The sequence below is a fragment of the Lysobacter sp. SCRH-1R genome (assembly GCF_057747855.1).
The window spans coordinates 3,184,448-3,208,653 of record NZ_CM173227.1; the positions used below are offsets into that span (position 1 = coordinate 3,184,448).

The following is a 24,206-nucleotide window of genomic DNA, read 5'->3' on the forward strand; positions in this document are numbered from 1 at the left end:
GGACTCGGGATTTGGGACTCGGGACGCGGCGAACCATCGCCCAACCCCGAACATCCCTCACCGCTTCCCGCAAACAGCTGATACTGACTAATCCCCAAGTGCATCCATCGAGCCCCGGTCCCGGGTCCCGGATGTCACTCGAACAACCGCTTGTCCTTGGCGTATTCCTTCGCCTGCGGACGCAGGATCAGGCCGCGCTTGACGAGGTCCTGCAGGTGCTGGTCGAGCGTCATCATTCCGTAGCTCTGGCCGGTCTGGATCGCCGAGTACATCTGCGCGACCTTGTCCTCGCGGATCAGGTTACGGATGGCCGGGATGCCGACCATGATTTCCCACGCCGCGGTGCGACCGCCCCCGACCTTCTTCAGCAGCGCCTGCGAGATCACCGCGCGCAGCGATTCGGACAGCATCGAGCGCACCATCGGCTTCTCGCCGGCGGGGAACACGTCGATGATGCGGTCGATGGTCTTGGCCGCCGACGAGGTGTGCAGCGTGCCGAACACCAGGTGGCCGGTTTCCGCGGCGGTCAGCGCCAGGCGGATGGTTTCCAGGTCGCGCAATTCGCCGACGAGGATGTAGTCCGGGTCTTCACGCAGCGCCGAACGCAGCGCCTCGTTGAAGCCGTGCGTGTCGCGGTGCACCTCGCGCTGGTTGATCAGGCACTTCTGCGAGGTGTGCACGAATTCGATCGGATCCTCGACCGAGAGGATGTGGCCGTATTCGCTCTTGTTGATGTGGTCGAGCATCGCCGCCAGCGTGGTCGACTTGCCCGAACCGGTCGGGCCGGTCACCAGGATCAGGCCCTGCGGCTGGTCGATCAGTTCGCGGAAGATCGGCGGGCAGCCCAGGTCGTCCAGCGTGAGCACTTCGGACGGAATCGTACGGAACACCGCACCCGCGCCGCGGTTCTGGTTGAACGCGTTGACGCGGAAGCGCGCCAGGCCCGGGATCTCGAACGAGAAGTCGACCTCGAGGAATTCCTCGTAATCGCGGCGCTGCTTGTCCGACATGATGTCGTACACCAGCGCGTGGACCTGCTTGTGGTCCAGCGCCGGGATGTTGATGCGCCGCACGTCGCCGTCCACGCGGATCATCGGCGGAAGGCCGGCGGACAGGTGCAGGTCGGATGCTTTGTTCTTGACCGAGAACGCCAGAAGTTCGGCGATATCCATGCGTGCTCCCCTGCACTGCCGGAGTGAAACTGTGGAACGGAAGGACCCCTGGAGGGCAGTATAGCCCCCACTCCTCGCCCCAAACCAAGCACCTTTTCCAGGAATTGAGACGTGCGCGCACGCGCCCTTGCGGACATCCTGCTCCAGCTCCAGAACGCCGCGACCGCGGCCGGCCGGCCGCAGCCGCGCCTGCTCGCAGTCAGCAAGACCCAGGATGCGACGGCCGTCGCGGAATTGGCCGACGCCGGACAGCGGGCCTTCGGCGAGAACTACGTCCAGGAGGCCATGGGCAAGGCTGCCGCGCTCGCCGACCGCGGGCTGGAATGGCACCTCATCGGCCATCTCCAGTCCAACAAGGCAAAGGAGGCGGCGGCGCTGTTCGACTGGGTGCAGACCGTGGACCGCCCCAGGCTGGTCGAGGCGCTGGCGCGGCACCGCTCCGACGACCGGACGCCGCTGAACGTGCTGATCCAGGTGAACATCGACGACGAGGCCAGCAAGCACGGCTGCCAGCCCGACGACGTGCCGGCGTTGGCGCGGGCCATCGCCGCGCAGCCGCGACTGTGCCTGCGCGGGCTGATGGTGATCCCCACCCCGCATCCCGACCCCGAACAGCGCCGCGACGCCTTCCGCCGCACGCACGCCCTGTTCGATGCGCTGCGTGCGGGGCATCCGTCCGTCGACACGCTGTCGATGGGGATGAGCGACGACTTCGCGGTCGCCATCGCCGAGGGGGCGACGATGGTGCGGATCGGGACGGCGTTGTTCGGGGCGCGGCCCAGGCGGGACCCGGAAAAGGCGAACTGACGCGCTTTGTTATCTTTCCGGCTGTTTCTTACCTGCAGCATTCCGATGGCACATCCGAGTCCCGAGTCCAAAGTTCCGAGTCCCGACCAGGTCGCCTTCATCGGCGGCGGCAACATGGCCCGCAGCCTGATCGGCGGACTGGTCGCGCGCGGCCAGGCACCGCAGGCGATCCGCGTCGCGGAACCCGTGGCGTCGCTGCGCGATGCCCTGCAGCGCGACTTCGGCGTGACGTGCGCCGGGCACGCCGTTGCGGCCGCCGACGGCGCCGACGTCTGGGTGCTCGCGGTCAAGCCGCAGGTGATGCGCGAGGTCTGCACCGCGCTCGCCGAGCTCGCGCAGAAACGCCGTCCGCTGGTGGTGTCCATCGCCGCGGGCATCACCACCGGCCAGCTCGATCGCTGGCTCGGCGGCGGCATGGCGATCGTGCGCGCGATGCCGAACACGCCCGCGCTGCTCGGCGTCGGCATCACCGGCCTGTTCGCGAACGCGCGCACCGACGACGCGCAGCGCGCGAACGCGACGGCGCTGCTCGAAGCGGTCGGCCCCGCCGTGTGGATCGACGACGAATCCACGATGGACGCGGTCACGGCGGTGTCCGGCAGCGGCCCGGCGTACGTGTTCCTGCTCGCCGAGGCGATGCAGGCCGCCGGCGTCGCGCAGGGCCTGTCGCCGGATGCGGCGCGTGCGCTGGTGCGGCAGACGCTGCTCGGTGCGGCGACGATGCTGGTCAGGCAGGACGAACCCGCCGACGTGCTGCGCGCGCGCGTGACCTCGCCCGGCGGCACCACGCAGGCGGCGATCGAAACCTTCGAAGCCGGCGGCTTCCGCGAACTGGTGGATCGGGCGATCGCCGCTGCAACGCAACGCGGTCGCCAGTTGTCCGCCGCGAACGACTGATCCCCTGACCGGAGCGAACATGCGCCACGCCTTCGCGATCTGCCTGCTGTGCACCGCCGCGCTCACCGCCTGTGGCGGAAACGCGCCGCCCGCGCCATCGTCCCGTGCCTCCGCCTCGCAGGAAGCGGTGAGCCGCATCGGCGACGTCACCATCCGCGCGAGCGCCGTTCCGACGAACGCGTTGGGCGAGCAGGTCGCACGCCAGTACGGCATCGCGCGCACCGACGACACGGTGATGTTGCTGATCGGCGTACGCCAGGGCGAAGGCGCGCAGGAAACCGCGCTGCCGGCGCGCATCGTCGCCACCGCGACCGACCTGCGCGGCCGGACGCGTCCGATCGAAATGCGCGAACTGCGCAGCGCGGACCCGGCCTCGGGCCAGCCGTTGCTCGATTACGTCGGCATCGCAGACATCGCCCCGCCGGACACGCTGCGCTTCGATGTGCAGATCGTCCGCGAAGGCGGCGCGACGTCGCAGATGCAGTTCAGCCGGGATTTTTATCCGCGGTGAGGTGAGCGCGCGCTTGCGTGCGTCTTGGCGAAGACAAAAGCCAAGCCGTAGCGCGCACTTCATGCTGTCGTTTGTGGCCTTTGTAGTTTTGTAGCCCGGGTAAGCAAAGCGCACCCGGGACCGCGGTCGCTCCTCCAACCCGGGTGCGCTTCGCTTACCCGGGCTACAGAAGCAACTCTCTTCCAAAGAAGACCGTCCCGGCGAACGGCGCAACACCTCACCGCCGCCCCGCCCACGCCCGTATCACCTTCGCAATCTCCCGGACCCCGTCCGTCAGCGCCGCAGGTCCCGGCTGCAGGATCATCGGCGACTTGATCTCGTGCAGCTCGCCATCGCGCACCGCGGGAATGGCATTCCAGCCAGCTCGCGCCGCGACCTTCTCGGGGCGGAACTTCTTCCCGCACCACGAGCCCAGCACGATGTCCGGCGCGCGCCGCACCACTTCGGACGGATCTTCGAGGATGCGCTGCTTCGCCAGCGATTCGGCGGCCCGCTCCGGAAAGATGTCGTCGCCGCCGGCGATGCCCACGAGTTCGGACACCCACCGGATCCCGCTGATCAGCGGCTCGTCCCATTCCTCGAAATACACCTTCGGCCGTTGCGGCAACGCGGCGGCTTCGCGCGCGATGTCGTCCAGCCCGCGCGCCAGATCATCCGCATACGCGTTCGCGCGATCGGCCGCGCCGACCAGCGCGCCAAGGCGGCGGACGTAGTCGAGGATGCCGTCCACGCTGCGGTGGTTGCTGATCCACACCTCGACGCCGTGGCGGATCAGCTCGCCCGCGATCTCCGCCTGGATGTCGGAAAACCCGACCACGAAATCCGGCTGCAGTTTCAGGATCTCGCCGATCTTCGCGCTGGTGAACGCGCTGACCTTCGGCTTCTCCCTGCGCGCGATCGCCGGGCGCACGGTGAAGCCGCTGATGCCGACGATGCGGTCCTGCTCGCCCAGCGCGTACAGCGTTTCCGTCGGTTCCTCGGTGAGGCAGACGATGCGGCGCGGACCGTGCGTCATGGCGTCACCGGCGTCGCGACGGGTTTGCGGAAATACACCACGCGTTCGGTCTCCTCGAAGCCGTACGACGCATGCGCGGCGTGGCTGGCGGTGTTGCCGATCAACGCATCCGACGCCAGTTCCGTGCAACCCTGCGCACGCGTCCAGTCCTCCACGGCCTGCACCAGCGCGCGGCCCACGCCGCTGCGACGATGGGCGTCCACCACGTAAAGCCCTTCGAGGAAGCCAACCGGCGAGGTCTGCGTGCCATTGACGTAATCGCTGCGGATCGTCGCCTCGGCGAAACCGATCGCGCGATCGGCCCCGTCGAACGCGAGGAACGCCGCCGCGCGCCAGTCGGGATCGAAGTACGCGCGCACTTCGGCCAGCGCACCCGCATCCTCGTCCGGCCACAGGCGAACGCGCATCGCGACCCACGCTTCGGTATCGCCCGGTGTCGCCAGGCGCACGCGCCAGCGCGGACCGCGCGGCGATGCACTCACGGGAACAGCATCCGCTGGTGCCAGTCGCCGGCGACGTCGCGTTCGTAGACCTGGCGTTCGTGCAGGCGGAAGTTCGCGCCGTACCAGAATTCGATCGTGTCCGGCTTCACGCGCAGGCCGGTCCAGCGCGGCGGGCGCGGGACGTCGCGGCCTTCGAATTCGCGCTCGGCCTGGGCCAGGCGCTCTTCGAAATGCCCGCGCGATTCCAGCGTCTCGGACTGTTTCGACGCCCACGCGCCGAGCTGGCTGCCGCGCGGACGCGTGGCGAAGTACGCGTCGGCTTCCTCGTCGCCCACGATCTCGACCGGGCCTTCGATGCGCACCTGCACGCCGTCGCGCACGCGCGGCCAGTGGAACAGCAGCGCGGCGTGTGGATTGGCCTGCAGTTCGCGACCCTTGCGACCGTCCAGGTGCGTGTAGAAGACGAAGCCGCGCGCATCGAACGCCTTGAGCAGCACCGTGCGCGCGGACGGTCGCGCGTCGAGGCTGGCGGTGGCGAGCGTCATCGCGGTGCGGTCGGGCTCGCCGGCGCGTAGCGCTTCTTCGAACAGCGCATCGAACGTGGCGAGGGCTTGCTTGAGCAGGTCGGGCGTGTCCATTGCGCTATTGTGGGCCGATGCCGCCCCGTGTGCACCCCGCCGCCGGATTCGACGCCGCGCTGGTCGAACGCGTGCTCGCCGATGCGCTCGCGCCGGGCGTGCGCGTGTACGGGATTTGCGGCCTGCAGGGTTGCGGCAAATCGACGCTGGCGGCGCAGGTCGCGGCACGGGCGCGTTCGCGCGGCCTGCGCGTGGCGGTGGTGTCGGTGGACGACGTCTACTTCGGCCGGCGCGAACGCCAGCGCCTGGCGCGGCGGGTTCATCCGCTGCTGGCCACGCGCGGTCCGCCCGGCACGCACGACGTGGCGCTGGGTCGCGCGACGCTGGATGCATTGCGCGAGGGCGCGCCGGTGGCGCTTCCGCGTTTCGACAAGCTCGCCGACACGCGCCTGCCGCCGTCGCGCTGGCATCGCGTCGACGCGGTGGATCTCACCCTGTTCGAAGGCTGGTTCCTGTGCACGCCGGCGCAGGACGAGGCCGCGCTGCGCGAGCCGCTGAACGCGATCGAACGCGAGCACGATGCCGACGGCCGCTGGCGCCATTACTGCAACGACGCATTGGCCCGCGAGTATCCCGCGCTGTGGTCGCGCATCGACCGCCTGCTGTTCCTGCAGCCGCCCGGCTTCGAAACCGTGCCCGCATGGCGCTGGGAGCAGGAGCGCGCCCTGCAGGCCCGACGTGCCGGCCCGCACGCCATGGACCGGGCCCGCGTGGCGCGCTTCGTGCAGTTGTTCGAACGCGTGAGCCGGCAGGCGCTGCGCACGCTGCCGGACATCGCCGACCTGACATTGCGGCTGGACGCGCAGCGGCGTCCGGTCGATGGCATACCGCCTTAGAATCACGGGATGAATCCCGCGCCGAACCTCGTCCTCGTCGGCCCCATGGGCGCAGGCAAGACCTGCGTCGGACGCCGCGTGGCCGAACGGCTCGGATTGCGCCTGGTCGATGCGGACCGCGAAATCGAGCGCCTCGCCGGCACCCGCATCAACACCATCTTCGAGGTCGAGGGGGAAGCCGGCTTCCGTGCACGCGAACGCGCGGTGCTGGCGTCGTTGCTGGAAGACGACGGCATCGTGCTGTCCACCGGTGGCGGCGCGGTGCTCGATCCCGACAACCGCCGCCTCATGCGCGAACGCGGCTTCGTCGTGCACCTGATGGTGAGCGTGGAACAGCAGCTCGCGCGGCTCGCGCGCGATCGCAGCCGGCCGCTGCTCGCACGCGGCGATCGCGAGCAGGTGCTGCGCGAACTCTCCGAGCGCCGCGCGCCGCTGTACGCGGAGGTGGCCGACCTGGTGTTCGATACCGATGCGCACGACAGCGTCGCGGCGGCCGATGTCCTCGCCCGCGAACTCCAGGCGCGCTGGTGTCGCACGCCCGACACGCGGGCTTCATCCACGCCGGCGGGACAATGCGCTGGCGGGCTCCACGACGAAGGCGGGAGCGACGCCCCGCCCTCGTCCCCCACTCCGGAATTCCCATGAGCACGATGCGCACGGTCAAGGTCGATGGCGAGGCGCGCTACGACATTTCCATCGGACCGGGGCTGCTCGGCGACTCGGCGCTGTTCGCGCACGCGCTGCGCGGCCGGCATGCGCTGGTGGTCAGCGATGGCAATGTCGCGCCGCTGTATGCCGAACGCGTGGAAGCCACGCTTCGCACCGCACGGCCGCAACTGGCGATCGCCTCCTTCGTGATCCCGCCGGGGGAGCAGGAAAAGACCCTCGCCCGCTTCTGCGAAACGCTGGATGCGCTGGCCGGGCTCGGCGCGACGCGCGATGCGGCGGTGATCGCGCTCGGCGGCGGCGTGGTGGGCGATCTGGCCGGTTTCGCCGCCGCGTGCTGGATGCGCGGCATCGACGTGGTGCAGGTGCCGACCACGCTGCTGGCGATGGTCGATTCCTCCGTCGGCGGCAAGACCGCGGTGGATCTGCCGGCGGGCAAGAACCTGGTCGGTGCGTTCCATCCGCCGCGCGCGGTGGTCGCCGACACGACCACGCTGCGCACGCTGCCGCCGCGCGAGCTGCGCGCGGGCCTGGCCGAAGTGGTGAAGTACGGCGCGATCTTCGAGGCCGAATTCCTCACCTGGCTCGAACACCACGCCGACGCGCTGCTGTCCGGCGACGACGCGGCGCTGTCGGAGGCGATCGCGCGTTCGTGCAGCTACAAGGCCGAAGTGGTTTCGCGCGACCCCTACGAACACGGCGAGCGTGCCCTGCTCAACTTCGGCCACACCTTCGGGCATGCGATCGAGGCCGAACAGGGGTATTCGGGCGCGGGAAGCGACGCGCTCAACCACGGCGAGGCGGTGGCGGTGGGGATGGTGCTGGCGGCGCGGCTGTCGGCGGCGCTGGGCCGCGCGCCGTCGGCGGACACGCACCGGCTGCAGGCGCTGCTGCAGCGCCTGGGGTTGCCGACGGTGGTGCCGGCCGGGCTCGATCCCGAGGCGCTGCTGGCCCGCATGCGCCTGGACAAGAAGGCCGACGCGGCCGGCCTGCGCTTCGTGCTGTGGGAACGCGCAGGGCTGGCGAAGGTGGTCTCCGGCGTGCCGGACGCGCGGGTGCTGGGCGTGCTGCGCGAGCGCTGAGGCCGGCGGCGCGGGCCCGGATCTGGTCCGGTTCGCCCCGGCACTGCGGCAAAGCCGCGTCAACGGCCGGCGCCACGCGCTCGTACAATGCCGGCCATGCGACTGCTCCTGCAACAACGGCCCGATGGCCGCGAAGCGCCCCGCTTCGTGCAACTGATGCTGCAACCCGACCTGCTCGGCGGGTGGACGCTGGTGCGCGAAAGCGGCCAGATCGGCGGGCGCAGCACGCTGCGGCGCGAGCAGTTCCTCGACCAGGCCAGCGCCATGGCCGCGCTGGAAGCCGCGCGCGACCAGCAGCTCAAGCGCGGTTTCCAGCTGATGTTCGTGCAGGGCGTCGACGCGCCCAGATAGCCGCGCGGCCGGCAACCCGGCCGCCGGAACGATCCGGTGCACGGCGATGCACCGGTGCCGCGCGGCGCGAGCCGCGATAATCACGCCCCTCGCGCCGACGCGGCGCCGCAAGGATCCACGATGACCGCAACGCCTCCGAAGAACGACCGTTTCCTGCGCGCCCTGCGGCGCGAGCCCGTCGACCGCACGCCCGTGTGGCTGATGCGCCAGGCCGGTCGCTACCTGCCGGAATACCGCGCCACGCGCGCCGCCGCCGGCAGCTTCCTGGGCATGGCGAAGAATCCGGAACTGGCCTGCGAGGTCACGCTGCAACCGCTGCGCCGTTTCCCGCTGGACGCGGCGATCCTGTTCTCCGACATCCTCACCGTGCCCGACGCGATGGGCCTTGGGCTGTATTTCGTCGAAGGCGAAGGCCCGAAGTTCGAGCGCCCGGTGCGCACGCACGAGGACATCGCGAAGCTCGCCGTGCCCGACATGGATCGCGACCTGCGCTACGTCACCGACGCAGTGCGCACGATCCGCCGCGAACTCGACAACGCGGTGCCGCTGATCGGCTTCTCCGGCAGCCCGTGGACGCTGGCCTGCTACATGATCGAAGGCGGCGGCAGCGAGAATTTCTCGAAGGTCAAGGCGCTGGCGCTCAACGACCCGGCGGCGATGCACAAGCTGCTGGACGTGGTGAGCGACGCGGTCATCGCCTATCTCGACGCGCAGCGCCAGGCCGGTGCGCAGGCACTGCAGGTGTTCGACACCTGGGGCGGCGTGCTGTCGCCGTCGATGTACCGCGAGTTCTCGCTGCGTTACCTGAAGAAGATCGCGCAGGCGCTGCCGCGCGGCGCGGAGAAGGCCCCGCTGATCCTGTTCGGCAAGGGCAATGGCGCGTACCTGGAAGAACTCGCCGACACGGGCGCCGAAGGCGTCGGCATCGATTGGACGGTCGGCCTGGGAGACGCCGCCCGCCGCACCGGCGGCAAGGTCGCGCTGCAGGGCAACCTCGACCCGGTGACGCTGTACGCGCAGCCGGAGGCGATCCGCCGCGAGGTCGGCCGCGCACTCGACGATTACGCGCAGGGCAACGGTGGCTCGCGCGAGGGCCACGTGTTCAACCTCGGCCATGGCATGTCGCCGGACATGAGCCCGGACCACGTCGCCGCGCTGGTGGCGGCGGTGCATGAGTTGAGCGCGCGATAGCGCGCTTGCCTGAGGAACTGGGCGCGTTGAGCCCCTCTCCCACCGGGAGAGGGGTTGGGGTGAGGGTCGGCGCGCGCCACCACGCCGGCACTCGCTGCTGCCCTCCGCCCGAGGCGCGAACAGCAAAGAAGGTTCCAGCTTTCGCTGGAAATAACGAGGCAGCCCCTACGCCACCTGCTCCCGCGGCACCCCCTGCAGCAACGCCGCCAGCATCGCCCCCGTCACCGGTTTGCGCAGGAAACCCTGGAACCCCGCCGCCATCGCCTGCGGCTCGGCGTCGGCGTCGGCGCGGGCGGTGATCGCCAGCAGCGGACGATCGAAGCCCTGCAGCCGCAACTGCTGCGCCAGCGCCAGCCCATCCATGCCGGGCAGATCGAGATCTAGCAGCGCCGCGTCGAACGTTCCCGTCGCCGCTTCGGCCAGCGCCGCGAGCGCGTGCGCGACGTGGACGATGCGGTGTCCCTGCGCGCGCAACAGGCCGCAGATCACCTCGGCGACCGTCGGGTCGTCCTCCACCAGCAGCAGCGACAACGGCCCGCCGCGCGCGGCGAGCAGCGCCTGCGCGCCGTCCTGTTCGATCGGCAGCGCATCGTGCGGCAGCGGCAACTGGACGATGAAACGCGCGCCTTCGCCGGGCGCGCTCTCGACTTCGATCGAACCGCCCATCTCCGCGGTGAGTTCCTGCGAGATCGCCAGCCCCAGCCCGCTGCCGCCGTAGCGCGCGGCGGTGCGCGCGCCGTCGGCCTGTTCGAAGCGGCGGAACAGCCGCGCCTGCTGCTCGCTGGAAAGTCCCGGACCGGTGTCGGTCACCTCGAACCGCACGCCCTGCGGCGACAGCGCACGCACGCGCAGTTCGACCGAACCCCGCTCGGTGAACTTGATCGCGTTGGCGAGCAGGTTCAGCAGGATCTGGCACACGCGGTTCGCGTCGCCACGCATGCCGTGCGGGGCGTCATCGTCGACGATCACGCGGAACGCCAGCCGGCTCTGCTTCGCCAGCGGCGCCATCAGCGTCGCCGCGTCGTCGACGACGGTGCGCAGGTCGAACGGCTCGTCGGCCAGCTCCAGGCGGCCGGATTCGATGCGCGCCAGATCGAGCGCGTCGTTGACCAGTCGCAGCAGATGCCGGCCGGCGCGGCGGATCGAGTCGACGTGCCCGCGCTGGTGCGAATCCAGCGGCGTTTCCAGCAGCAGTTCGCTCATGCCCAGCACGCCGGTCATCGGCGTGCGAACTTCGTGGCCCAGCGTGGCGAGGAAGCGCGTCTTGGCGAGCGAGGCCTGCTTGGCGAGTTCGCGTTCGCGTTCCGACAGCTGCCACGCATGGCGTCGCTTCAGGCGGCGCCGGTACGCATCCGCGCTCCACCAGCCCACGGCCAGGATCATCGCGGCGAAGGAGGCGATCGCCGGCCACGTCTGCCACCACGGCGGTTTCGCGGTGACGGTCAGCGTTTGCGGCGCGGACCAGATGTTGTCCGCCGCGCGCGCGATGATCTGCAGCGTGTAGTCGCCGGGATCGAGCTGCGAATAGACGCGCTCGCCGCTGGCGTCGACGTCGACCCAGTCGGCGTCGTATCCGTTCATGCGGAAGCGGAACGCGTGGTTGCGCGCGTCGTTGAACGAGAGCAGGCGCGCGACCACGCGAAGGTCGCGGTCGCCGGGTTCGAGCACGATCGGCTTCGACGCGTCCAGCGGCGTGCGCACGTCGCCGCGGCTCACGTCCACGCCCTGCACCAGCAGGCGCGGCGATTGCAGTTCCGGGTGCACGTCGGCGGCGGTGAACATCACCAGGCCGTCGGGCGAGCCGACGAGGATGCGGTCGCGATCGCGCGTGGTCACCGGCTTGCCGGGGAATTCCTGGTTCGAGAGCCCGTCGCGCACGCTGTACACGCGCACGGCGCGACGCTCCGGATCGATGCGCAGCAGCCCGCGCACGGTGGTCGCCCAGACCACGCCTTCGCGATCGACGACCACGCCGTTGAGCGCGACTTCGGGCATGCCGGCCGAACGGTCGAGCCGCTGCATGCGCGTGAGCTTCGCGCCGTCCCAGCGGTACTGTTCGAGCACGCCCAGGCGCGCGATCCAGACGCGGTTGCGCCCCTCCATGGCGAAGCTGAGGATGGTGCCGCCGGGCGCGCCCGGCACGGGGATGAAGCGGCGCGCGGTGTAGTCCCATTGCGACAGGCCGTCCGACCACGCGAGCCACAGCGCGCCGTTCGGGCCCGCACCGATCTGCTGGATCGTGCCGCCTTCCGGCGGCCCGCGCAGGTCGCCGGGGACGATCGATTCCATCCGCACGCCTTCGGGCGTGCGCGCCTGCACCTCGCCGGCGGGACCGGCGATCCAGACCAGTCCGTCGGAGGTCTGCGCGAGGTACGCGCTGCCGCCGGGAATGGGGTCGCGCGGATCGTTCGCGGTCCAGCGCCGCACCTGCCCGGTCTTCGGGTCCAGGCGCACCAGGCCGTCGTGGTAGCTCGCCCAGACGTAGCCGGATCGGCCCTCCAGCACGTTGTAGACGATGTAGCCCTCGCTGAAGTCGCGCGCGACGTGGGCGATGTCGCCGGTGCGCGGATCGAAGCGGTCGAGCACGCCGCCGGTGCCGACCAGCCACATCGTGCCGTCGCTGCCGGGCGCGATGCCGTGCACGGCGGCGTTGCCGAGCGAGGCCGGATCGTCCAGCCGCCGCGAGTACAGCGCGAACTGGCGCCAGTTCGCCGGCAGGTACCACAGCCCGTTGCCGGCGCTGCCGAACCACACGCCGCCTTCGCGATCCTCCAGCGACGACGTCCACGACGGCCGCACCATGCCCTGCGACGCCGCGCTGAACAGCGGCACGTTCTGCACGCGTCCGTTCTGTTCGATGCCCATGCCCTGCGGCGTGTCGAACCAGTATTGCCCGGCGTGGTCGCGCACGAGGATGTCGAGCACCGTCGCGTCCGCGCCCAGCGCGCGGAACGGCGCGGCATCGAAGCGGCCGTCTGGACGGCGAACGCCGACGCCGCGCGGCGTGCCGAACCACAGCGTGCCGTCGGGCTGCACGCCGATCGAATTGATCACCGGCGAGGCGAACGCGTCCGTGCGCACGCGATCGAAATCGCGGCCGTTCCAGCGTGCCGCGCCGTCGCGCGTGGCGATCCACAGCTCGCCGGCCGGCGTGGTGCGCAGCTGGCTCACTTCCAGGCTGGGCAGGCTGTGCGGATCGTCCGGCTCGGGCACGAAACGCTGCACGCGGCCGTCGCGTCCGAGCCGGTGAAGGCCCGCCGACGCCGTGCCGAACCAGATCGCGCCGTCCGGCGTGGACGTCACGGACCACACGTTGTCGCTGCCGATCCCCGGCGTGTTGTGCGAGTCGTAATGGCGGAAGGTGCGGCGATCCGTGTCGAGCATCGCCAGCCCCGCCTGGCTGGTGCCGACCCAGATGCGGTTGCGCGCATCCACGTGCACCGACCACAGGTAGTTGTCGAGCAGCCCGTCGCCGGCCCGCCACACGCGGAAGGTGATGCCGTCGTAGCGCGCCAGGCCGTCGCTGGTGGCGATCCACAGGTAGCCGCTCTGGTCCTCGGCGATGCCGTTGATGCTGTTGGACGGCAGGCCGTCGGCGACCGTGAGCTGCCGCGGGCGCGGGATCGCCGGACCCGCGAAGGCGGCATGGCACACGGCGCACAACAGCAGCGCCCACAGCATTCGGATCATCCGGTTCCCCCGCCCACTTCAGGACGCACTCGCTTTCAGGATGCACGTCTTACGTGGGTCGGCGGGGATCGGCAAGGGGCGCCGCCGCTTCCCGCCACCACGGCGGCGCGCCCGCGCCTGCAACGGTTCGTTACGCCGCGGGTCCGCCCTGTTCACCCGCGTCCGCCTAGAATCCCGGCAACGTCCCCGCCGGAGAGCTCCGTGCCCGATCGTTCCGTGCCCGAGCGGATCCGCCCCGTTCTCCCCCGCGCCGCCTGGCTCGTGCTGGCGGCGCTCGGCGTGGCGCCGGCGGCCCCGGCGTTCGAGCCGCGCAGCTACGCGCTCGATCCGGTCCACACGCGGGTGCTGTTCGCGGTGGAGCACGCCGGATTCTCGAAGGCGTTGGGCACGGTCTCGGGCAGCACCGGCACGCTGGTGTTCGATCGCGACGACTGGCAAAGCGCGCGGCTGGACGTGCGCGTACCGCTGGAACGCCTGGACCTGGGCGATCCGAAGTGGAACGACGCCGTGCGCGCGAGCAACCTGCTCGACACCGGACGCCACCCCGACGCGCATTTCGTCTCCACGAACATCGAGCCCGTCGATGCCGACCACGCGAAGGTCTGCGGCGATCTCACCCTGCGCGGCGTCACCAGGCCGCTGTGCATGGACGTGACGCTCAACGCGTTCAAGCGCCATCCGCTGCCGCCGTTCCACCGCACCGCCGGTTTTTCCGCGACGGCGACGCTCAGTCGCGCGGCGTTCGGCATGAACGCGTGGCCGACCGTGATCGGCGATGCGGTCGAGCTTCGCATCGAGGCCGAGGCCGAGCTTTCGAAGAGCGGCGCGCAGGCGCCGGCCGATCCATCCGGCGAACCTTCCGAACCTTCCGAACCCCAATCCCAGGAACCCGAGCCCACGCCATGATGCTGAGAAATTCCGCCGAACGCTGGGGTCCGGTCAGCCAGTTGCTGCACTGGCTGATCGTGCTGCTGATCCTCGGCCTGGGCGTGGTCGGGCTGGTCATGGTCGAACTGCCGAAGTCGCCGCGCTGGTTCTGGGTCTACGACCTGCACAAATCCTTCGGGCTCACCGTGCTCGCGCTGATCGTGCTGCGCCTGCTGTGGCGCTGGTTCGCCGGCGCGCCGAAGCCGGTGCCGGGCACTCCGCGCTGGCAGGAACGCGTGGCCACCTCCACGCACGGCCTGCTGTATGCGCTGACCTTCGCCGTGCCGCTCTCGGGCTGGCTGTACGACTCGCTGAGCGGCCTGCGTCCGCTGCGCTGGTTCGGCCAGTTCAAGGTGCCCAAGCTCGCCGATCCGAGCCAGGCGCTCGCGCCGGTGATGCGCGACACGCACGAATGGCTGTTCTGGGCGCTGATCGCACTGGTCGCCGTGCATGCGGCGGCGGCGTTCTACCACCACCTGTTCCAGCACGACGCCACGCTGACGCGCATGCTGCCGCGCCGTCGCGCTTCTTCCCCCGATCCCGTTCCGGAGACCCGTTGATGTCGATCAAGCCCGCCCTGCTGGCGACCGTGCTGGCCGCGCTCGCCTTTCCCGCCTTCGCCGCCGACTACGTGCAGGCCGCCGGCTCGTCGCTGGTGTTCGCCAGCAAGTACGAAGGCGAAACCTTCACCGGCAAGATCCCGGGATTCGCGACGAAGCTGAGCTTCGATCCGGCGCAGCTGGCGACGTCGAAGCTCGACGTGACCATTCCCCTCGCCGGCGCGAACACCGCCAACAGCGATCGCGACGACACGCTGCGCGGCGCGGATTTCTTCTCGATCGCGAAGTTCCCGCAGGCGCGCTACACCGCGACGAAGTTCCGCAGCCTCGGCGGCAACCAGTACGCGGCCGACGGCACGCTGACCCTGCGCGGCGTGAGCAAGCCGGTGACGCTGACCTTCACCTGGACGCCGGGCGCGCAGCCGGTGCTGAGCGGCAAGGCCACCGTGAAGCGGCTGGATTTCGGCGTCGGCGGCGGCGACTGGGCCGACACGGCGCTGATTCCGAACGAGGTGGCGGTGAGCACGAAGGTGGTGTTCGCGCCGGCGAAGTGAGGGTGCCGTTGTAGCCCGGGCAAGCGGAGCGCACCCGGGGCAGGCGTAACAGCGGCGGTGTCCCGGGTGCGGCCTTCGGCCTTGCCCAGGCTGCAAAACCACAATCAACGACCGACGAACGCCACCACCTGCGCCACGTCGAACGGCCAGTCCAGCTCCACGCCGCGCGTCTCGTCGCGCAGCACCGGAACGCGCACGCCGTAACGCATCTCCAGCGCGTCGTCGCCGTCGATGAACACGCTCTCGAATTCGGGCACCCGAGCCTGCGCGAGCACCTCCAGCGCGAGGTCGCACAGGTGGCAATCGTCGCGCTGGAACAGCGTCAGCGGTGGTGCGACGGCGGGCACGTCCTGCATACGCAATGCGGCGGAGTATGGCGGGGCCGGCCCCGCGGGGCGCGTAGAATAGCGGTATTTCCGCCGCACCCGTCGTGCGCGCGGTGGCCTTTTCCGGAGCAGTGCGTGGCCGTCAGCAGTTTCGACCTCTTCAAGATCGGCATCGGGCCGAGTTCGTCCCACACCGTCGGCCCGATGCGCGCCGCCGCGCGTTTCGTGCAGCGCTGGCTGCTGGAAGGCGGCAACGGCGACGGCAGCGACCTGGCGCGTACCGTGCGCGTGCGCGCCGAAGTCTTCGGCTCGCTCGCGCTCACCGGCCGTGGCCATGGCACCGACAAGGCGGTGCTGATGGGCCTTGAAGGCCATCTGCCCAACGAGATCGATCCGGACCTGATTCCGGCGGCCCTGGAACGCATCCGCAGCACCAAGCGCATCCGCCTGTTCGACCGCCACGAGATCGGCTTCGACGAGAAGCACGACCTCATCATGAACAAGCGCCAGAAGCTGCCGTTCCACACCAATGGCATGCGCTTCACCGCTTTCGACGCGGACGGCAACGTGATCGCCACGCGCGACTACTACTCCGTCGGCGGCGGCTTCGTGGTGAACCAGGACGAAGCGGCGGAAGACCGCATCGTCGCCGACACGACCGAACTGCCCTATCCGTTCCACTCCGGCGACGAACTGCTCGCGCGCAGCCGCGACAGCGGATTGAGCATCGCGCAGCTGATGTACGCCAACGAACAGGTGTGGCGCACGCCGGCGGAGATCGACGCGGGGCTCGACGAGATCTGGAACGCGATGCAGGCGTGCGTGGCGCGCGGCATCCGCGAGAAGGGCACGTTGCCGGGTGGCCTGCATGTGTCGCGCCGCGCACCGGCGCTGCATGCGGAACTTGCGGCGCGGCCGGAAGCGGCGATGCGCGATCCGCTCACCACGCTGGACTGGGTCAACCTGTACGCGCTCGCGGTAAACGAGGAGAACGCCGCCGGTGGCCGCGTCGTCACCGCACCGACCAACGGCGCGGCGGGCATCATCCCCGCGGTGCTGCATTACTACGACCGCTTCTGCCCGGGCGCGAACATCCAGGGCGTGCGCACGTTCCTTTTGACCGCCGCGGCGGTGGGCATCCTCTACAAGGAAAACGCGAGCATCTCCGGCGCCGAGGTTGGTTGCCAGGGCGAAGTGGGCGTCGCGTGTTCGATGGCGGCGGCCGGTTTGACGGCGGCGATCGGCGGCACGTCGAGCCAGATCGAGAACGCGGCTGAAATCGGCATGGAACACAACCTCGGCCTCACCTGCGATCCGATCGGCGGGCTGGTGCAGATCCCCTGCATCGAACGCAACGCGATGGGCGCGGTGAAGGCGATCAACGCCAGCCGCATGGCGATGCGCGGCGACGGCAAGCACAAGGTGTCGCTCGACAAGGTCATCAAGACGATGCGCGACACGGGTCGCGACATGCAGGACAAGTACAAGGAAACGTCGCGCGGCGGGTTGGCGGTGAATGTGATCGAGTGCTGAGGGCACCCGTCATTCCAGCGAATGCCGGGATGACGTTGTTCTTTTGTAGCCCGGGTAAGCGAAGCGCACCCGGGAGCGCGGTCACTTCTCCAACCCGGGTGCGCTTCGCTTACCCGGGCTACAAAGACCACGACGCAAGCAACGTTCCCGCTCTCGCTGGAATGACGTCCAAGTGGTTCGCCGGTAACGCAGTGCCCCCACCCCCTCCCCCACACCGCCCATCGACCCGCCAGATCCGGCCCCTAAAGTTTTCCCGCCGCCGGCCGATGGGAACGGTGACCATCGGTCTGCTTCTCTGGGGAGGGGAGCGGCATGCAGGGGACTTACGACCTCAGGGCGATCGCCCTGTCGTTCCTTATCGCCTGGTTCGCGGCGTTCGTCGCGATCCAGCTCGTCGGACGCGTGCGCAGCGCGACGGCACGGCGCACGCCGCTGTGGGTGTGGGCGGGAGGAACCGCGTTCGGGCTGGGCATCTGGTCGATGCACTTCACCGGGATGATGGCCTTCCGCCTGCCGGTGCCGCTGGTCTACGACGTGCGCGTCACCGCGTTGTCGATGGTGCCGGCGGTGCTCGCCTCGGTGCTCGCGCTGTACGTGGCCGGCACGCGCACGCGCAGCTTCGCGCAGGTCCTGCTCGCCGCGATGTGCATGGCCATCGGCATCTGCAGCATGCATTACATCGGCATGGCGGCGATTCCCTTTGCGCCGGCCGCCACGTATTCGCCGTTCTGGATCGTCGCCTCGGTCGTCGTCGCGCTGGCCGTGTCGATGGTGGCGCTGCACCTGCTCACGCGTTTCTCGTGGGTCGGCAACGAACCCCGCTTCGGCGTGCAGCTCGGCGCCGCGGCGCTGATGGCGCTGGGCGTGTGCGGCACGCATTACACGGGGATGGCGGCGTTGCAGATCGCGCCGGACGCGATGTGCGTGACCGCGCCCGGCACGGTGCCGGGCGAGCAGCTCAGCCTGGTGATCGTCGGCATCGCGCTCATCTATCTCGCGGCGATCACCATCGGCTCGCAGCGCGACCTGCACGCCAGCGAGCAGCGTTTCCGCGCGCTCGTCGACGGCGCGCCCGGCGCGATGATCATCGTCGATGCGGACGGCCGCATCTCGCTGGCGAACGTGGAAGCCGAGCGCCTGCTCGGCTACGCGCGCGGCGAACTGGTCGGCCATCCCATCGAAGTGCTCATTCCCGAACGCCTGCTGCCGTCGTGCCCGCAGGAACGCGCGCGTTTCCTGCGCGTGCAGCGTCGCGTGCACCTGGGCGGCGGCGAGCATGAACTGCACTGCCTGCGGCGCGACGGCGGCGAGGTGCCGGTCGAACTGGGCCTGAGCCCCATCACCGTGCAGGGCCGCAACATCGTCGTGGCCTCGATCATGGACCTCACCGAGCGCAAGCAGGCGCAGGACCGCATCGCGCGGCTGGCGTATTTCGACGCGCTCACCGGGCTTCCCAACCGCAGCCGGTTCGAACTGCGCCTGGAACAGGCGCTGGCGCAGCGCGATCCCGACGGCTTCGGCCTGATCTTCGCCGACCTCGACGGCTTCAAGGAAATCAACGATTCGCTCGGCCACAGCGCCGGCGATCGCGTGCTCGCGCAGATCGCGCACCGCCTGCGCGAAGGCGTGGGCGAGCGCGGCGAAGTGTTCCGCTTCGGTGGCGACGAATTCATCATCCTGCTGCCCAGCGGTTCGCCGACGCGCGATGCGGGCATCGCCGAGGAGCTCATCCGCCGCGTCGCCGTGCCGCTGTGGATGGAAGGCGAACAGCTCGGCGTCACGCTGAGCCTGGGCAGCGTGCGGCATCCCGAACACGGGCGCGACCACGACCAGCTGCTCAAGCGCGCCGACATCGCGATGTACCAGGCCAAGGGCGCGGGCAAGAACGTGCACCTGCGTTTCCTGCCCGACATGGAAGCGTCGGTGACGCGCCGCTTCGCGATGCTCAACGAACTGCGCAGCGCGCAGGAGCTCGGCCAGCTGGTGCTGCTGTACCAGCCGATCATCGAGCTGCGCCGTCGTCGCATCGTCGGCGCCGAGGCGCTGGTGTACTGGGATCATCCGCGACATGGGCGCATCACGCCGTCCACGTTCATTCCGGTGGCAGAAGAGCACGGCCTGATCGAGCAGCTCGGCGAATGGGTGCTGGAGGAAGCCGTGCGCCAGTCCTCCGCATGGCGCGCGCGCGGGCTGACGCCGATGCGCATGGCGGTGAACGTCTCCAGCGCGCAGTTCCGCGATGCGAACCGCCTGCGCAACGCGGTCGATCGCGTGCTGCGCCGGCACGGATACCCGGCCGACGGTCTGGAGCTGGAAATCACCGAGCGACAGATCATGACCGACCCCGCCTCGAGCGTGGCGACGATGAACGCGCTGTCCGACCTCGGCGTGGCGATGGCGCTGGACGATTTCGGCACGGGCTATTCGAGCCTGAGCCACCTGCGCGAATTCCCCCTGCGCAAGCTGAAGATCGACCGTGCGTTCACCGACCAGATCGACCGCGATCCCGGCGGATTGGCGATCGTGCGCGCGGTGATCGAACTCGGCCGCAACCTCGGCATGCAGGTGGTGGCCGAAGGCGTGGAACGCGAAGCGCAGGTGGCACCGCTGCTGGCGGCCGAATGCGCGCTGGTGCAGGGGTTCCTGTTCGGGGCGCCGATGCTGGCGTCGGAATTCGAGCGCCGCCTGCTGCGACCGATGCCGGCCTGAGTCGGGCCGGACAACACCGCATCGCGCAAGGCGATGCGGCGCCGCAGCATGCGCGACGACGCGTTGCGGCCTGTCTTCTCGCGTTTAACGATTGTCTTTCGGACAATCATTAAGTCGGCGTGATGCGGCGCCGTTTTCAGGCTGCCCCGCACGCGCGTTCGTCGGCGCCAGGCGGTAGCCGGCGCGAAATGCGGATGCGATCACAGATCGACCCCCAACCCGCTGACAACGTTGTCAGCCATCGACCGGACCATTCCACGCGGCATGACGCCGCCGGCTCCGGTTCCGTTCCTGCCGGAGGTGAGCGTGTCGGATTCGCGCCAGATCGGCTTCATCGCGCAAGCGCCCATCGCACGCGGCGGCGTGCGTCCACCTGCGGCACCCGGGGGTCACTAAAGGCGCCGGGCCCGGTCGGGGCCGGCATGTGTGTGGCGGTCAATCTCGTATGGGAGGGAAGCTCATGAGAGTTGCAACCAGGAATGCCGCAAGACCGGTCGCGTTCGCGCTGTCCACGTTGCTCGCGCTGGCCGCGATGCCCGCCGTGCACGCGCAGACGGTGTCGTGCGCCGCGATACCGGCGTGGACCGCGTCCACCATCTACAACCCCGGCGACAAGCTGGTCTATCAGAACCGCCTGTACCAGGCGAACATCCAGATCTGGAACGCGCCGCCGACGCACTGTCCCAGCTGCGGCTGGTACAGCGACCTCGGCGCGTGCGGCACCGGCGGCACGAACCAGCCGCCGAGCGTGACGCTCACCTCGCCCGCCAACGGCGCCAGCTATAACGCCGGCAGCAACATCGCCGTGACGGCGAATGCGAGCGACAGCGACGGCAGCGTCGCGAGCGTCGAGTTCTTCCGCGGCACCGTGTCGCTGGGCGTCGACACCACAGCGCCGTATGCGGTGACCTGGAGCAACGCCACCGCCGGCAGCCACGGCTTCACCGCGAAGGCCACCGACAACCAGGGCGCGACGACCACCTCGAGCGCGGCGAACATCACCGTCAACGGCAACCCGCCGACCGACACCACGCCGCCGAGCGTGCCGACCGGATTGTCGGCGACGGCGCTGTCGTCCAGCAGCATCGCGCTGAGCTGGAACGCGTCCACCGACAACACCGGCGGCGCGGGCGTGGCGGGCTACGACGTGTATCGCGGCGGCACGCTGATCGCATCGCCTACCGCGACCAGCTACACCAACAGCGGCCTCGCGGCGAACACCACCTACAGCTACACCGTGCGTGCGCGAGACGCGGCCAATCCGTCCAATGCCTCCGCTCAGAGCAGCGCGGTGAGCGCGAAGACGCTCGACGGCGGCACCGGCGGCAACAAGCGCGTGATCGGCTATTTCGCGCAGTGGGGCATCTACGCCCGCAACTATCGCGTGAAGAACATCGACACCAGCGGTTCGGCGTCGAAGATCACGCACATCAACTACGCCTTCGGCAACGTGCGCAACAACCGCTGCCAGGTCGGCGTGACGATCCCGACGAACGAAGCGACCGGTGAAGGCGGCGATGCGTTCGCCGATTACACCAAGGCTTTCCAGGCCGGCGAAAGCGTGAGCGGCGCGGCCGACACCTGGGACCAGCCGCTGCGCGGCAACTGGAACCAGCTCAAGCAGCTCAAGGCGAAGTACCCGAACATCAAGGTGCTGATCTCGCTCGGCGGCTGGACCTGGTCGCGTGGATTCGCCAGCGCGGCGCGTCCGGAGAACCGCGTGGCGTTCGTGTCCTCGTGCATCGATGCGTACATCCGCGGCAACCTGCCCGTCACCGACGGCGCGGGCGGTCCGGGTGCGGCGGCAGGCGTGTTCGACGGCATCGACCTGGACTGGGAATACCCGTCCGCATGCGGCCTGACCTGCGGCACGCCGGAGGAAAGCGCCAACTTCACCGCGCTGCTGGCCGAGTTCCGCCGCCAGCTCGACGCGGTGCGCCCCGGCCTGCTGCTGACCATCGCCGCCGGTGCGGGCGTGGACAAGGTGCGCGTCACCGATCCGGGCGCGTACAGCCAGTACCTGGATTACATCAACGTGATGACGTACGACTTCCACGGCACGTGGGATGCGCGCACGAACCATCACTCGGCGCTGTTCGATTCGCCGAACGATCCGTCCACGGGCGACCAGCGGCTCTACAACAGCAACGATGCGATGGAGGCCTTCCTCACGCGCGGCGTGCCGGCGTCGAAGCTCAACCTCGGCATCGGTTTCTACGGCCGCGGCTGGACCAACGTGCCCAACGTCAACAACGGCCTGTACCAGACCGGCTCCGCCGCGCCTGGCACGTATGAAGCCGGCAACGAGGACTACAAGGTCCTGAAGGACCGCCCCGGCACCGTTTATACCGACGCGAACGCGCGCGCCACGTGGAAGTACGACGGCAACACGTTCTGGAGCTACGACACGCCCGCGATGGTCACCGAGAAGATGGGCTACGTGAAGGCGCAGAACCTCGGCGGCGCGTTCTTCTGGGAATTCAGCGGCGACGATGCAAGCGGCACGCTGGTCAACGTGATCAGCAATGGCCTGAAGTGATGCGCTGAACGCGCTCTCCCCGGACCCGGCAACGGGTTTGCCCCTGGCGCCGATCCCCTGCGATCGGCGCCTTTTTTCGGGCTTCCACGCGTGATGCGTTCATCGCGTGGCGTCGAGCACGTAGCCTTCGCCGTGGATCGCATCCAGCGGCAGCTGCGTGCCGCAGCCATCGGCGACCTTGCGTCGGAGGCGATACACCAGCGAATCCAGGCGGTGCGAATCGAACCCGCCATCGGCGAACGCGTCCGCCAGCGCCTCGCGCGTGACCAGCTGGCCGGGCGTGAGCAGGAGTCGTTCGAGCAGCCGCCGTTCGGTGCGCGTGAGAGGGACGGCGCTGCCGTCGGGGCAGATCAGCGCCCAGCCGTCGGCATCCAGCCGCCAGCGCGGATCAGCGTCGGTCGAGGTCGGTCGATCCATCGGGCGCACCTTGACGAAACCTGCGCCGATCCTATCCAGCGCGCCGCGCGCCCACATAGGCCAGACGTTGGTGTGCCGCGCGGTCGCCGGCGAACCGGCACGCGGCGCCTCATGGCCGTCGCGACCGCTGGGGTAAGGTCGGGCCTTCCCCCTTCCACGGAGCCCTTCCGATGCGTCCGACGTTGTCCGCCTGCGCGCTGTCGCTGGTCCTCGCCCCGTCCATCGCCCTGTGCGCCGATGCGCCCGCGCCCGCGCCCGGCGCGGCGTCCTACGGCATGGAACTGGAAGGCTTCGAGTATCCGTATCCGGTGAAACACCACGCATTCACCTCGCAGGGCGAAGCGTTGCGCATGGCCTACCTGGACGTCGCACCGTCCACCCCGAACGGCCGCACCGTGGTGCTGCTGCACGGCAAGAACTTCTGCGCGGCGACGTGGGAGTCGGCGATCCGCGCGCTCACCGGCGCCGGTTACCGCGTGATCGCGCCGGACCAGGTCGGCTTCTGCAAATCGACCAAGCCCGGGCATTACCAGTACAGCTTCCACCAGCTCGCCGCGAACACGAACGCGCTGCTGCGCTCGCTGGGCATCGAGCGCGCGAGCGTCGTCGGCCACTCGATGGGTGGCATGCTCGCCACGCGTTACGCGCTGATGTATCCGGCGCAGGTCGAACGCCTGATGCTGGTCAATCCGATCGGGCTGGAAGACTGGAAGGCGCTCGGCGTGCCGTGGGCGAGCGTGGACGCGAACCTTGCCGGCGAACTGAAGACCAGCTTCGATTCGATCAAGCGTTACCAGCAGCAGGTGTACTACAGCGGCCAGTGGAAGCTCGGGTACGACCGCTGGGTCGGCATGCTCGCCGGCCTGTACGCCGGCCCGGGAAAGCAGCGCGTCGCATGGAACCAGGCGCTGACGACGGACATGGTGTTCACGCAGCCCGTCGTGCACGAGTTCGCGCAGCTGCGCGTGCCGACGACGTTGTTCATCGGACAGCGCGACCGGACGGCGATCGGCCGCGACCGCGCATCGCCCGAACTGCGCGAGCGGCTTGGCGATTATCCGGCGCTGGGCAAGCGCGCGGCGAAGGCGATTCCGGATGCGACGCTGGTGGAGTTCGACGACCTGGGGCATTCGCCGCACGTGGAAGCGCCGGCACGGTTCGAGAAGGCGTTGCTGGAGGCGTTGGCGGTGAAACGGTGAGTGTCGCGTGCGGGCGCGCTGTGAATGACGGCTCGCTTGAGCCGCTCTCCCATTGGCGACCCGAGGGAGTGAACCGCTGAGCGGGGATGGGCGGGAGGCGGGAGGCGCGACCACGCTGGCATTCGCGAGCTTGCGCCGTTGCC

The 24,206-nt window shown here is 69.6% G+C and carries 21 protein-coding genes and 1 pseudogene; 15 read left to right on the plus strand and 7 right to left on the minus strand.

Features of this window, described 5'->3' with window-relative positions; translation table 11 throughout:
* Nucleotides 1-134: 134 nt before the first annotated feature.
* Nucleotides 135-1,172 carry a type IV pilus twitching motility protein PilT gene (locus AC3ANK_RS14635; RefSeq protein WP_206861453.1) on the minus strand — a complete coding sequence of 346 codons (1,038 nt, stop codon included), beginning with the start codon at nucleotides 1,170-1,172 and terminating at the stop codon, nucleotides 135-137.
* Nucleotides 1,173-1,283: 111 nt separating this feature from the next.
* Here AC3ANK_RS14635 and AC3ANK_RS14640 point away from each other — a divergent pair, with 111 nt between their 5' ends.
* Genes AC3ANK_RS14640 through AC3ANK_RS14650 form a run of 3 tightly spaced genes read left to right on the plus strand, consistent with a single transcriptional unit; the run spans nucleotide 1,284 to nucleotide 3,387 of the window.
* On the plus strand, nucleotides 1,284-1,979 hold the full coding sequence (locus AC3ANK_RS14640; RefSeq protein WP_206861454.1) for a YggS family pyridoxal phosphate-dependent enzyme: 696 nt from the start codon (nucleotides 1,284-1,286) through the stop codon (nucleotides 1,977-1,979).
* Nucleotides 1,980-2,024: 45 nt separating this feature from the next.
* Nucleotides 2,025-2,876, plus strand: a complete 852-nt coding sequence (gene proC, locus AC3ANK_RS14645; protein ID WP_206861455.1) for a pyrroline-5-carboxylate reductase — start codon at nucleotides 2,025-2,027, stop codon at nucleotides 2,874-2,876.
* A gap of 19 nt (nucleotides 2,877-2,895) precedes the next feature.
* Nucleotides 2,896-3,387: a DUF4426 domain-containing protein gene (locus AC3ANK_RS14650; protein WP_206861456.1), complete on the plus strand. Its 492-nt coding sequence runs from the start codon at nucleotides 2,896-2,898 to the stop codon at nucleotides 3,385-3,387.
* A 217-nt stretch (nucleotides 3,388-3,604) separates the two neighbouring features.
* Here AC3ANK_RS14650 and AC3ANK_RS14655 read toward each other — a convergent pair whose 3' ends face one another.
* The 3 genes from AC3ANK_RS14655 to pdxH form a co-directional block, all read right to left on the minus strand.
* Nucleotides 3,605-4,402, minus strand: a complete 798-nt coding sequence (locus AC3ANK_RS14655) for a cobalamin-binding protein (RefSeq protein ID WP_206861457.1) — start codon at nucleotides 4,400-4,402, stop codon at nucleotides 3,605-3,607.
* The gene (aac(6'), locus tag AC3ANK_RS14660; RefSeq protein ID WP_206861661.1) at nucleotides 4,399-4,809 is read right to left on the minus strand and encodes an aminoglycoside 6'-N-acetyltransferase; all 411 of its coding nucleotides are present in this window, start codon (nucleotides 4,807-4,809) and stop codon (nucleotides 4,399-4,401) included. Before aac(6') ends, AC3ANK_RS14655 begins: the two co-directional genes overlap by 4 nt.
* 71 nt (nucleotides 4,810-4,880) lie before the next feature.
* Entirely contained in the window at nucleotides 4,881-5,483 is a 603-nt protein-coding gene (gene pdxH, locus AC3ANK_RS14665) for a pyridoxamine 5'-phosphate oxidase (RefSeq protein WP_206861458.1), read from the minus strand.
* 17 nt (nucleotides 5,484-5,500) lie between these two features.
* On the opposite strand from pdxH, the gene AC3ANK_RS14670 reads away from it, so the two are divergent.
* From AC3ANK_RS14670 to hemE, 5 genes and pseudogenes are all read left to right on the plus strand, one after another.
* Nucleotides 5,501-6,319, plus strand: coding sequence for a kinase (locus AC3ANK_RS14670; protein ID WP_206861459.1), 819 nt, complete (start codon nucleotides 5,501-5,503; stop codon nucleotides 6,317-6,319).
* A 9-nt stretch (nucleotides 6,320-6,328) separates the two neighbouring features.
* Nucleotides 6,329-6,853 (plus strand): annotated as a pseudogene (locus AC3ANK_RS14675) (shikimate kinase); the annotation flags it as partial.
* Between the two features lie 101 nt (nucleotides 6,854-6,954).
* Nucleotides 6,955-8,067 (plus strand): 3-dehydroquinate synthase, encoded by a 1,113-nt coding sequence (aroB, locus tag AC3ANK_RS14680; protein ID WP_425492578.1) that lies wholly within the window; start codon nucleotides 6,955-6,957, stop codon nucleotides 8,065-8,067.
* A 96-nt stretch (nucleotides 8,068-8,163) separates the two neighbouring features.
* Nucleotides 8,164-8,418 carry a WGR domain-containing protein gene (locus tag AC3ANK_RS14685; protein ID WP_206861462.1) on the plus strand — a complete coding sequence of 85 codons (255 nt, stop codon included), beginning with the start codon at nucleotides 8,164-8,166 and terminating at the stop codon, nucleotides 8,416-8,418.
* A 120-nt stretch (nucleotides 8,419-8,538) separates the two neighbouring features.
* Nucleotides 8,539-9,609 (plus strand): uroporphyrinogen decarboxylase, encoded by a 1,071-nt coding sequence (gene hemE, locus AC3ANK_RS14690; protein WP_206861463.1) that lies wholly within the window; start codon nucleotides 8,539-8,541, stop codon nucleotides 9,607-9,609.
* 165 nt (nucleotides 9,610-9,774) lie between these two features.
* Here hemE and AC3ANK_RS14695 read toward each other — a convergent pair whose 3' ends face one another.
* Nucleotides 9,775-13,290 carry a hybrid sensor histidine kinase/response regulator gene (locus AC3ANK_RS14695; protein WP_206861464.1) on the minus strand — a complete coding sequence of 1,172 codons (3,516 nt, stop codon included), beginning with the start codon at nucleotides 13,288-13,290 and terminating at the stop codon, nucleotides 9,775-9,777.
* Between the two features lie 237 nt (nucleotides 13,291-13,527).
* Between AC3ANK_RS14695 and AC3ANK_RS14700 the strand changes: the two genes are divergently transcribed.
* From AC3ANK_RS14700 to AC3ANK_RS14710, 3 genes are read left to right on the plus strand one after another with little or no spacing between them, the layout of a single operon-like run.
* Nucleotides 13,528-14,205, plus strand: coding sequence for a YceI family protein (locus tag AC3ANK_RS14700; RefSeq protein WP_425492580.1), 678 nt, complete (start codon nucleotides 13,528-13,530; stop codon nucleotides 14,203-14,205).
* The gene (locus AC3ANK_RS14705; protein ID WP_206861466.1) at nucleotides 14,202-14,786 is read left to right on the plus strand and encodes a cytochrome b; all 585 of its coding nucleotides are present in this window, start codon (nucleotides 14,202-14,204) and stop codon (nucleotides 14,784-14,786) included. Before AC3ANK_RS14700 ends, AC3ANK_RS14705 begins: the two co-directional genes overlap by 4 nt.
* The gene (locus tag AC3ANK_RS14710) at nucleotides 14,786-15,340 is read left to right on the plus strand and encodes a YceI family protein (protein ID WP_206861467.1); all 555 of its coding nucleotides are present in this window, start codon (nucleotides 14,786-14,788) and stop codon (nucleotides 15,338-15,340) included. The genes AC3ANK_RS14705 and AC3ANK_RS14710 overlap by 1 nt, the downstream gene beginning before the upstream one ends.
* A 104-nt stretch (nucleotides 15,341-15,444) precedes the next feature.
* Here the strand turns inward: AC3ANK_RS14710 and AC3ANK_RS14715 are convergent, their stop codons facing one another.
* Nucleotides 15,445-15,696, minus strand: coding sequence for a glutaredoxin family protein (locus AC3ANK_RS14715; RefSeq protein WP_206861468.1), 252 nt, complete (start codon nucleotides 15,694-15,696; stop codon nucleotides 15,445-15,447).
* Between the two features lie 105 nt (nucleotides 15,697-15,801).
* Here AC3ANK_RS14715 and AC3ANK_RS14720 point away from each other — a divergent pair, with 105 nt between their 5' ends.
* The 3 genes from AC3ANK_RS14720 (at nucleotide 15,802) to AC3ANK_RS14730 (ending at nucleotide 22,447) form a co-directional block, all read left to right on the plus strand.
* Nucleotides 15,802-17,199, plus strand: coding sequence for an L-serine ammonia-lyase (locus AC3ANK_RS14720; RefSeq protein WP_206861469.1), 1,398 nt, complete (start codon nucleotides 15,802-15,804; stop codon nucleotides 17,197-17,199).
* Nucleotides 17,200-17,511: 312 nt separating this feature from the next.
* Entirely contained in the window at nucleotides 17,512-19,908 is a 2,397-nt protein-coding gene (locus tag AC3ANK_RS14725) for an EAL domain-containing protein (protein ID WP_206861470.1), read from the plus strand.
* A 460-nt stretch (nucleotides 19,909-20,368) separates the two neighbouring features.
* Nucleotides 20,369-22,447 carry a glycosyl hydrolase family 18 protein gene (locus AC3ANK_RS14730; protein WP_425492561.1) on the plus strand — a complete coding sequence of 693 codons (2,079 nt, stop codon included), beginning with the start codon at nucleotides 20,369-20,371 and terminating at the stop codon, nucleotides 22,445-22,447.
* Between the two features lie 99 nt (nucleotides 22,448-22,546).
* Here AC3ANK_RS14730 and AC3ANK_RS14735 read toward each other — a convergent pair whose 3' ends face one another.
* Nucleotides 22,547-22,864 carry a winged helix-turn-helix domain-containing protein gene (locus AC3ANK_RS14735; RefSeq protein WP_206861472.1) on the minus strand — a complete coding sequence of 106 codons (318 nt, stop codon included), beginning with the start codon at nucleotides 22,862-22,864 and terminating at the stop codon, nucleotides 22,547-22,549.
* Between the two features lie 170 nt (nucleotides 22,865-23,034).
* On the opposite strand from AC3ANK_RS14735, the gene AC3ANK_RS14740 reads away from it, so the two are divergent.
* Nucleotides 23,035-24,063 carry an alpha/beta fold hydrolase gene (locus AC3ANK_RS14740; RefSeq protein WP_484171509.1) on the plus strand — a complete coding sequence of 343 codons (1,029 nt, stop codon included), beginning with the start codon at nucleotides 23,035-23,037 and terminating at the stop codon, nucleotides 24,061-24,063.
* The last annotated feature ends 143 nt before the right edge of the window (nucleotides 24,064-24,206 follow it).

Coding starts and splice junctions, on each gene's coding strand:
- hemE (WP_206861463.1), top strand. CDS start 8,539: ATGACCGCAACGCCTCCGAAGAACGACCGTTTCCTGCGCGCCCTGCGG.
- AC3ANK_RS14730 (WP_425492561.1), top strand. CDS start 20,369: ATGAGAGTTGCAACCAGGAATGCCGCAAGACCGGTCGCGTTCGCGCTG.
- AC3ANK_RS14715 (WP_206861468.1), bottom strand. CDS start 15,696: ATGCAGGACGTGCCCGCCGTCGCACCACCGCTGACGCTGTTCCAGCGC.
- AC3ANK_RS14635 (WP_206861453.1), bottom strand. CDS start 1,172: ATGGATATCGCCGAACTTCTGGCGTTCTCGGTCAAGAACAAAGCATCC.
- AC3ANK_RS14670 (WP_206861459.1), top strand. CDS start 5,501: ATGCCGCCCCGTGTGCACCCCGCCGCCGGATTCGACGCCGCGCTGGTC.
- AC3ANK_RS14705 (WP_206861466.1), top strand. CDS start 14,202: ATGATGCTGAGAAATTCCGCCGAACGCTGGGGTCCGGTCAGCCAGTTG.
- AC3ANK_RS14710 (WP_206861467.1), top strand. CDS start 14,786: ATGTCGATCAAGCCCGCCCTGCTGGCGACCGTGCTGGCCGCGCTCGCC.
- AC3ANK_RS14685 (WP_206861462.1), top strand. CDS start 8,164: ATGCGACTGCTCCTGCAACAACGGCCCGATGGCCGCGAAGCGCCCCGC.
- AC3ANK_RS14735 (WP_206861472.1), bottom strand. CDS start 22,864: ATGGATCGACCGACCTCGACCGACGCTGATCCGCGCTGGCGGCTGGAT.
- AC3ANK_RS14740 (WP_484171509.1), top strand. CDS start 23,035: ATGCGTCCGACGTTGTCCGCCTGCGCGCTGTCGCTGGTCCTCGCCCCG.
- AC3ANK_RS14695 (WP_206861464.1), bottom strand. CDS start 13,290: ATGCTGTGGGCGCTGCTGTTGTGCGCCGTGTGCCATGCCGCCTTCGCG.
- AC3ANK_RS14655 (WP_206861457.1), bottom strand. CDS start 4,402: ATGACGCACGGTCCGCGCCGCATCGTCTGCCTCACCGAGGAACCGACG.
- AC3ANK_RS14725 (WP_206861470.1), top strand. CDS start 17,512: ATGCAGGGGACTTACGACCTCAGGGCGATCGCCCTGTCGTTCCTTATC.
- proC (WP_206861455.1), top strand. CDS start 2,025: ATGGCACATCCGAGTCCCGAGTCCAAAGTTCCGAGTCCCGACCAGGTC.
- pdxH (WP_206861458.1), bottom strand. CDS start 5,483: ATGGACACGCCCGACCTGCTCAAGCAAGCCCTCGCCACGTTCGATGCG.
- AC3ANK_RS14650 (WP_206861456.1), top strand. CDS start 2,896: ATGCGCCACGCCTTCGCGATCTGCCTGCTGTGCACCGCCGCGCTCACC.